Origin of the sequence: Muribacter muris (genome assembly GCF_001038205.1) — a bacterium.
In the GTDB taxonomy this organism is placed as follows: Bacteria; Pseudomonadota; Gammaproteobacteria; order Enterobacterales; family Pasteurellaceae; genus Muribacter; species Muribacter muris.
Genome location: NZ_JWIZ01000028.1, coordinates 23,429 through 29,428, shown reverse-complemented (window position 1 = coordinate 29,428; position 6,000 = coordinate 23,429). Strand labels below are relative to the sequence as shown.

At 43.3% G+C, this 6,000-nt stretch carries 5 protein-coding genes and 1 pseudogene; 1 reads left to right on the top strand and 5 read right to left on the bottom strand.

The window, feature by feature from the left end; translation table 11 throughout:
- Positions 1-106: 106 nt before the first annotated feature.
- A pseudogene (locus tag RO21_RS05565) lies at positions 107-778 on the top strand (carboxylesterase family protein); the annotation flags it as partial.
- Positions 779-909: 131 nt separating this feature from the next.
- Here the strand turns inward: RO21_RS05565 and araD are convergent.
- From araD to RO21_RS05540, 5 genes are all read right to left on the bottom strand, one after another.
- A complete protein-coding gene (araD, locus tag RO21_RS05560; RefSeq protein WP_047976805.1) occupies positions 910-1,602 on the bottom strand; it encodes an L-ribulose-5-phosphate 4-epimerase in 693 nt (230 codons plus the stop codon).
- Complete coding sequence (locus RO21_RS05555) at positions 1,596-2,456, bottom strand: L-ribulose-5-phosphate 3-epimerase (RefSeq protein WP_047976804.1); 861 nt, start codon at positions 2,454-2,456, stop codon at positions 1,596-1,598. The genes araD and RO21_RS05555 overlap by 7 nt, the downstream gene beginning before the upstream one ends.
- Positions 2,457-2,564: 108 nt before the next feature.
- A complete protein-coding gene (gene ulaR / locus RO21_RS05550) occupies positions 2,565-3,305 on the bottom strand; it encodes an HTH-type transcriptional regulator UlaR (protein ID WP_047976803.1) in 741 nt (246 codons plus the stop codon).
- Between the two features lie 85 nt (positions 3,306-3,390).
- The gene (ulaG, locus tag RO21_RS05545) at positions 3,391-4,482 is read right to left on the bottom strand and encodes an L-ascorbate 6-phosphate lactonase (protein ID WP_047976802.1); all 1,092 of its coding nucleotides are present in this window, start codon (positions 4,480-4,482) and stop codon (positions 3,391-3,393) included.
- A 159-nt stretch (positions 4,483-4,641) separates the two neighbouring features.
- Positions 4,642-5,820 (bottom strand): MFS transporter, encoded by a 1,179-nt coding sequence (locus tag RO21_RS05540; RefSeq protein WP_047976801.1) that lies wholly within the window; start codon positions 5,818-5,820, stop codon positions 4,642-4,644.
- Between the last annotated feature and the right edge of the window lie 180 nt (positions 5,821-6,000).

Below are 6,000 nucleotides of genomic sequence, written 5' to 3'. Positions count from 1 at the left end.
CCTGTTTAAATAACAAGGAGTTTATCAAAAGATGCAGTGGATCACTTTTCGATGATCTTACTGCATCAGCCTGGCGCATTTTTGCATGATCATTAACAAACCGAGGGACAAGCAGAAAAATTACCCGCTAACCATATTTCTACACGGCTCGGGACAGGTCGGTTCAGATAATCTTGCTCAACTGTTATCCAGCAAGGGGGCAATCTCAACGTTGCAATATGAAGAAGGCTTTGTACTTGCTCCCCAATATTCTGCCGTTTTCGATTCTTTTGATCAGGGGCGCGGTATTCATTGGCAAACGCCAAATCGGATTGATTTATTAGTTAAAATGATTGAGAAAACAGTTCAGGAGCACGGCAATATTGATAAAAATCGCATTTATATTATTGGATTGTCTCGAGGGGCGGAAGGTGGTCTTAATCTGCTGTTAAAACGACCGGATTGGTTTGCCGGTGCATTACTGATGAGTGGGCGAGAAGCATCTTCACTGGAATGGATAGACGGTAATGCAAATAAGGATAATCTTATGGTATTGAGAAATATGCCGATTTGGTTTTTTCATAGCAAAGAGGATAGCATTTCACCGGTAAAAGGCTCTCGGATAAATTACCGAATTTTAGCCGAGCAGTTGCAAGCCCCTTTTGTGAAATATACCGAGTTTAGCGCAACGCAGGCAGGGGATAACGGCATTATTCATCATAATCCGCATAATACTTGGGATGCTGTTTTTAATAGCCCTGAGGTGATGATGTGGCTACTGGAACAACGGAAGCGGTAATAGAGAAGGAGTAAGTGGTTTTACGCCCCGATTGCTATTTGGATCGTTGTTTCGTTCCGCCGATAAAAACAATGATGCGGGCATTTATGGTGAAGTGCTTAATAAAAAGGCGGTAAATACCGCCTTAATCTTTACTGCCCATAATACGCATTTTTGCCGTGTTTGCGCAGGTAGTGTTTGTCAAGCAACTCTTGTTGCATTGAGCCGATATTCGGGCGGATTTGGTGACTGACGAAATTCATATACGCCACTTCTTCCAGCACGACGGAATTATGTACCGCATCAAACGCATCTTTGCCCCAAGTGAAAGGCCCGTGGGAGTGAACTAACACACCCGGCACGGTTTTCGGTTCGATATGGCGTTTGCGGAAGGTTTCGACAATCACTTTGCCGGTTTCAAGCTCGTATTCACCGGCGATTTCATCGGGGGTCATTCGGCGGGTGCAAGGCACTGAACCGTAGAAATAATCGCCTTGGGTTGTGCCGAGGGCGAGAATGTCTTCGCCGGCTTGCGCCCAAGCGGTTGCGTGGCGGGAATGGGTATGCACCACGCCGCCGATGTCGCTGAATTGGCGGTAGAGTTCCAAATGGGTAGGGGTGTCTGATGAAGGCTTTTTGTCGCCCCAAACCCGATTGCCGTTGAGATCGACAATCACAATATCGTCGGCGGTCATTACATCGTAATCCACACCGGACGGCTTAATTGCCACTAAACCGCTTTCACGGTCAATCTCGCTCACATTGCCCCACGTGAATGTAACCAATTTATATTTGGGTAACTCAAGATTGGCTTTTAGCACTCTTTCTCTTAGCTCTTTTAGCATTGGAAACCTCCTTCTTGCATTTTTTGTTCAATCCAACGGCGTGCCTGAATAATTTCTGCAATCGGCTCGTCGGCTTTTTCCGTCCACATTTCAATTAAAAAAGCCCCGCGGTAGTTAAGCTCGGCTAAGGTTTTGAAGCAGTGGACGAAATCCACGCAACCCTCACCGAACGGCACATCACGGAATTGTCCTGCACAGCTCTCGGTTACTTTATAAGTGTCTTTTAAGTGAATGGCGGAAATTTTATCAATGCCTAGTTTTAACTCTTCAGCAACGTTATCATTCCACGCCGAGAGGTTGCCGAGATCGGGATAGACGGTAAACCACGGCGATTTGATGATCTCGTCCCACTTTTTCCAACGGGAGATTGAGCTCATAAATTGGGTATCCATAATTTCAACGGCAAGGGTAACTTGGTGGCTTGCTGCGCGTTCGACTGCCCATTCCAAGCCCTGTTGAAAACGTTCAATCGTGCCTTCGTCTTGCTCTTCGTAATAGACATCGTAGCCTGCCAGTTGAATGGTGCGAATGCCGGTATCCACTGCAAACTGAATCGCTTTTTCCATAATGTCGTAGGCTTTTCGGCGGGTAGCTTCATCACGGCTGCCGAACGGGAAGCGACGATGACCGGACAGGCACATTGACGGAATGGTAACGCCGGTATTGACGATCGCTTTCACTAATGCCAAGCGTTCTTTTTTGCTCCAGTCTAAACGGGCGAGGCGCTCGTCCGTTTCATCAATAGAAATTTCGACAAAATCAAAGCCGCAGGCTTTGGCAATCGAGAGGCGATCTTGCCAGCTAATCTGTTTTGGGAGGGCTTTTTCGTAGATGCCGAGTTTATGTTTTCTCACAGGACACTCCTAATCTGTTTAATGGTGGGCGTATTGGGTACGCCAACTGTGTTGTCGGACACCGTAGTGTCCCGTTTTTGCAAATCTTCGCCCTCAACCGACCGCTTGTCAGGCAAGTATTACTGCCAAGCCTTTGGCCTTCAGGGCTTGAATGAGGACGGGATCTGCCTCTTTGCCGGTAATCAGCAGATCAATATCCGCCAGTTTCGTGAACAACATTCCGACCTGCTGACCGAGTTTGGTACTGTCGAGTAGCACCACATATTTGCTGGCTTTCGCGGACAGGCGTTGCTCGGAATTGGCGATGATCATATCTGTTTTGTATAGCCCCTCCGTTGTAAAACCTTTGCCGCTGGTAAACATAATATTGGCGGCGTAGGGGCTTTCATTTTGGTTGAGCGATAACGTAATCGCTTTATTACGGTTGTATTGCCCGCCCATAATCACCAAATCTTCGTGATAGTTTTCGATTAAATCGTTTGCAAGCGGTAAGAAGTTGGTAATAATTTGCAATTTTCTGCCGCACAAAAAGCCGCCGAGCATTCGCATTGTCGAACCACAGGTTAAAATCACGCTGTCGCCGTCTTGGCAAAGTTGCCGCGCTGCTTGAGCGATACGCCGTTTTTCATCGAGATTATTGATGTTGCGGGGCAGTTTTTCGTCCGGCTTATTCAGCGATTCCGCCCCGTTACGTACTTTTTTTAACCTGCCCTGTTCGTCCAGCTTCTTGATGTCTCGCCGAGCCGTTGCCGGCGACACATTGAGTAGGGCGATGATTTGGTTAGTGGAAAGTTGTTTATGTTCTTCCAGTGCGTTCAATAATTGTCGATGACGATAATTTTCGTTCATTATTTATCCTTGTCCTATCTGATCCGTTTTTAATAATAATGAACAAAGTTGAAGCCACCTTCAAGGGTGAAAGTGGCTTTTTTTGCTATAACATTGATTTGAATTGAATATTCGGTTCTTGCTCGAAGCAATCATCAAAGCCACGCGGGTGGTGGTATTCAATTAAATCTTTGTCTCGTGGGTAAACGTATTTGCCGCCTACTTCCCAAATAAACGGATGGAACTGATATTGCAAGCGATCTTTACGCATCCGCCACAATTCGATGATTTCTTGTGTGCTTGCCATAAAGTTTGTCCAAATATCGTGGTGCACCGGGATAATCACTTTGGCGCGCAAACATTCTGCCATTCGGAGTAGATCGATAGAGGTCATTTTATCGGCAATACCGACCGGGTTTTCGCCGTAGTTGTTCAATGCCACGTCAATATCAAATTGTTTGCCGTGTTTGGCAAATTGAATGGAGTAGTGGGAATCTGCGCCGTGGTAAATCGTGCCGCCCGGTGTTTTGAACACGTAATTGACCGCTTTACGCCCCATTTCTTCATCAGACGGGCAAAGACCGGCTAACTCGCCGCCTTGTGCTTCTGCACCTTCCACCGGCAAGGTGACTAAGCAGGTGCGGTCGAAAGAGTCTAGTGCGTGAATTTCGACATCTTTTAATTTCACCACGTCGCCCGGTTTCACAATAATGATACGTTCTTCCGGCACACCCCATTTTTTCCATAATTCCGCACAGTGCCACGGGCCGACAAATTTAACGTGGTCAAGTTTCGGGTTATTGACGATGGCAGCGGCTACGTTCACGTCAATGTGATCGCTGTGATAGTGGGAAGCTAAAATAAAGTCCACTTCGTTGATCGCAAACGGATCAAGCACCATTGGCTGCGCACGCAGGTTTGGTTGTAATTTACGCACACCTGCCATATTTGCCATTTGGTGTCCACGCACCATATCTTTTACTTTTTTTGTGCTTTTACCACGACCACACCACAAATCCATACAAATGTTGGCACCTGCTGGGGTTTTGATCCATACGCCTACACAACCGAGCCACCACATTGCAAAGTTGCCTTCAGGCACGACTTCGTTTTCAATTTCTTCGTTTAACCAAGTTCCCCACTCTGGAAAGGTCGATAAAATCCAGCTTTCACGGGTAATTTCTTGAATTTTGCTCATTATGAACTCCTTGATTTAGGGTTAGCGAATTTGAATAAAATAATCAAAAGTAATCATATCTAATCATTTGTGTTTGTAAAATGATTTTTTTTGATTTTGTGATCTAACTCTAATTTTCTATAGGTTTGAGTATCCTGTTTTAAAAACAGAGTGGATCGATCAATTTTGGGTAGCGGGTTGATAGTTCACATAAGCCCCTAACAGTCCGGCAGTAACAGTCAGTGTACCAAGTAAAATAAAGGTTGTATGTATCTGCTGAGAGGAAACAAACATCGAGAGCAGGAAGCCTATGAAAACAGATATTTGTAAAATCAACCCATAGGCAGGCATATAGTTTTCTCGATGCTCTATTGCAATATTTTTTAGCATAAAGGCGGACATAATGGTATTTTGCGTTCCGTTAAACGCAGCGGTAAATATTCCCCAGCATAACAGTAGAATATAATTTTCCGTTATGCTTAACATACACAACCCTACACCGATAAATGTCGCTGAAATACAAGCTCCGCAGGCTTCTCCCAACTTTGATATAGGTTTTGTTAAGATAAGCGGTGAGACGGCTAACGATAAGCTAAACAGTGCGGAATATAAACCATATTTTTCAGCGTCTAGCTTAATTATGTCAATCATATACACAATAATAAGCACGGAAAGTGTTGAAATCGAAATAATCGTGAATATAAGAGGTAAAAGCACACATCTAATCTTTCTCTCTAACAATAAATAATAAATGGAATGAAATCCATTTATGGCTTTTTTCGAGATATTTGGTTGCTGTTGAACCGATGAGTGTAAAGAGACCTTTACCATCACCAACGAAGCTAAAAATGTCGAAAGCCCGACTAAAAACAAGGCGATTTGGTGATCGGAAAATGATGATATAAATCCCCCAATTATCGGGCCGATCATAAATCCCATATTTCGAATAAGATGAGTATATTTATTAACGGTATTGAGTTCTTCTTCATTTTGTGTAATCAATGGAACCATTATCAATACGGCAGACCATAACATTCCGCCAAGTAACCCTAGTGAAAAAGCAATGAAGAGATAGAGTATTTGGGAATAAATAAACGAGGATAAAACAATTAATAAAGACTCAAGCATTAAACAGATAAAAATAATCTTTTTTATGCCGAGCTTTTGAGATATTTGACTAAAGAGCGTATTCGCAATAATGCCGCCTACCATACCCAAAATAAGTAATAAAGAAGTGATATAAATTTGTTCCGCATTACTGAGGTTTAGCGCAAATATCATTTGGGCGGCTTCATCACTAAAACTGCCTAATAGTAGGGATAAAAATAAATAGCCGTTATTTTTGTTTATTTTTAGCATTTTATCTTCCTATTTTATTAAGAGATTAACGCAATCAGCAAAATGTGTGTGCTTAAATATATTTGTTTTTGTTATATAAATTTATTTTTTAATTATATTCTGTGATAATCATAATGAGGTGCTTCTCTAAAATAGGGTGAATATGTTGTGGAGAATTTGAACTTTAATAGGTTTAAACGC

Excerpts from the sequence above, each read along its gene's own strand:
- ulaR (WP_047976803.1), bottom strand. The coding sequence starts at position 3,305 with ATGAACGAAAATTATCGTCATCGACAATTATTGAACGCACTGGAAGAA.
- araD (WP_047976805.1), bottom strand. The coding sequence starts at position 1,602 with ATGCTAAAAGAGCTAAGAGAAAGAGTGCTAAAAGCCAATCTTGAGTTA.
- RO21_RS05540 (WP_047976801.1), bottom strand. The coding sequence starts at position 5,820 with ATGCTAAAAATAAACAAAAATAACGGCTATTTATTTTTATCCCTACTA.
- ulaG (WP_047976802.1), bottom strand. The coding sequence starts at position 4,482 with ATGAGCAAAATTCAAGAAATTACCCGTGAAAGCTGGATTTTATCGACC.